The sequence below is a fragment of the Tropicimonas marinistellae genome (assembly GCF_001509585.1).
GTDB lineage: Bacteria > Pseudomonadota > Alphaproteobacteria > Rhodobacterales > Rhodobacteraceae > Tropicimonas > Tropicimonas marinistellae.
In genome coordinates this window covers 1-2,437 of sequence record NZ_LNCI01000031.1, presented here as the reverse complement: position 1 = coordinate 2,437, position 2,437 = coordinate 1, and the positions used below count along the sequence as shown (strand labels likewise).

General features: G+C 58.9%; 1 protein-coding gene and 1 pseudogene. One reads left to right on the top strand and one right to left on the bottom strand.

Annotated elements, in window-relative coordinates:
• Positions 1-144: 144 nt before the first annotated feature.
• A pseudogene (locus ARC39_RS26355) lies at positions 145-234 on the bottom strand (transposase); the annotation flags it as partial.
• 221 nt (positions 235-455) lie between these two features.
• On the opposite strand from ARC39_RS26355, the gene ARC39_RS25065 reads away from it, so the two are divergent.
• A complete protein-coding gene (locus ARC39_RS25065) occupies positions 456-2,087 on the top strand; it encodes a L,D-transpeptidase family protein (RefSeq protein WP_078059471.1) in 1,632 nt (543 codons plus the stop codon).
• Positions 2,088-2,437: the final 350 nt, after the last annotated feature.

The following is a 2,437-nucleotide window of genomic DNA, read 5'->3' as shown; positions in this document are numbered from 1 at the left end:
CGCAAACGGCCCACTGTGGCCCTTCACGTCCCCTCCGACAAATGGCTGCTTTGAAAATCCGCCTCAGATCAAATATTACGTTCTCGTGCGACGCCCATTCGCAGTCCGGGAAAAACCCTTTCCGACGAAAGCTTGGCGCAAACTGTCGCGTGAACGACGGAAGCGGGCCGGATTTTCAATCGCTGCCGCGACGGCCAGTGCGGTGATCGGGCCAACGCCCGGCACGGTTATCAGCAAACGGCATGCCTCGGAAGATCGGCTCAACGCCTGAATGTTCCTGTCGATGGAGCCGATGATTGACCGGATTACCTCACGGGTGTCGTGTGGTCCGCGCAGTGCCGAAGACGGGTGACACGTATAGATCCGCTCGACGCGGATTGACACGCAATTTGGGTTGTCGTCGATTGCGCCGATCATGCATTCTCCGCCGGAACAAGGCATCAGAGGCAGCCGCCATGAGAAAGACTCCAAGACCTTTGATTCTGGCGGGACTGGCTCTTTCGCTGTGGTGGGGGTACGTCACGCCGGGTCTGGCTGGTCCGGTCGAAGATCAAATCCGGGAGATCATATCCTCGGTTTCAGGTGGCCGATCAGCCTCTCTTCCCGAGAACAGCGTCGATGCAACAATCCTTGTGCCACGCTTTTACGAGAAACGCGGGTACAAGCCTGCCTGGCATGGAACGAAGGCTTCGGAAGAGCTTCTTCGCGAACTGAACAACGGCCTTGAACAAGGATTTCGACCGAAGGACTTCCATCTGCCGCTACTATTTGAATTGCGGGAGGCCGCGAAGTCAGGCAGCGCCGAAGATATCGCGGCATTCGATGTGGTCGCGAGCGATGCCGCGGCCAAACTCATTCACCACCTCATCTATGGAAAGGTCGACCCGGCCGCCCTCGACAGCGATTGGAATTACTCGAAGCCGGTGATCGAACAAGACCCCGCCGAGGTTCTGAACGCATTCATCGATGGCAGCGGGGTTTCGGCGCTGATGGAGCGGATTGCGATCGCCGCGCCACAATACCAGCAGCTTGTCGACGCTCTTGCGAAGTACCGTTCCTTCGCCGCAAGCGGCGGCTGGCGCATGGTTCCTGACGCGGACACGCTCGAACCTGGCATTGTCCATCCCGCTGTCGAAGACCTGCGAAACAGGCTGTCGGTCGAGATCGGCAGGCCAATTGACCCGCCTGTCCGCAATTTCGAAGACGTGACCAGCCCGCTTTGGGTTTACGACCAGCAACTGGAGGTGGAAGTCCGAGCCTTCCAGGCTCGGCATGGGCTCGAGGCTGACGGCGTCGTTGGCGCGAGGACCTTCGCCTCGCTCAATCGCACGGCGGAAGAGCGTGTCGACCAGATCCGTCTCAGCCTTGAGCGCGCCCGATGGGTGATGCGAGGTGGGGAGCGGGAATACGTTCTGGTGAACATCGCGGGCGCGCGTACCTACTTCGTGAAATCGGACGGCAGTGTCTGGACGACCCGGTCCATCACCGGTTCCGAGTACCGAAAGACACCGGTCTTTCGGGACGAGATCGAATACATGGAGTTCAACCCGACCTGGACGGTCCCGAGCTCGATCTTTCTGAAGGACAAACTCCCCCGAATTCGAAAGGACATCGGTTACCTCGAGCGGAACAATTACATCGTCCGATCAGCAGATGGGTCCGTTATCTCGCCGTATGAGGTCAATTGGGCCGCCGACAGGCCACGCGTGACTCTGGTGCAGAACCCCGGACCGGACAATGCACTTGGTCTGATCAAATTCATGTTTCCAAACAAGCACTCCGTCTATCTCCACGATACCAACGACAGAAGCCTTTTCGCCCGCAACGAGCGGAACCTCAGTTCGGGATGCGTAAGGCTGGAATACCCGTTCGAGTTCGCAAGCCTGCTGATGGAGGGGGCGCCGAGCTGGAGCTACGCACGGATGCAGGCGATCCTGGAAAGCGGCAAGACAACCCGCGTGAACCTGCCTGTCCCGATTCCCGTTCTTCTCATGTATTGGACCGCGTGGGTTGAGAATGGGGAGGTTCACTTCCGGGAAGATCCCTACGGTCGCGACGCACCTATTCTCGAAGCGCTTGATCGTTGAGACATGATCGGGTTCCTGCACTGGTTTCGCTGCCGTCATTCGCCGTTCTCCTGCCCGCACCCCGGTCGCTCCGACATCGGACCTTTCCGCGCCCGGGGCGCCTTGGTACTTCTCCTGCGTCATCATCCACCTCCGTTTGTCTCTCAATAAGACGTCAAAGGTGTCTCAGAGTCCCCTGGGGCGGAGGAGTACATCAGTATTGGAGGGCGCTGTCGCCAGTGAAAGCTGTCGCTTTGGGCTCGTAGCGGTCACCCGACCGACATTCTCAGATGACCGCTTAGTCGGCAAAAGCTGCCGGGTTTGTCACGACGAGCGCGCAGACTGAAGTGTTGGTCGGCTGACTGTGCATT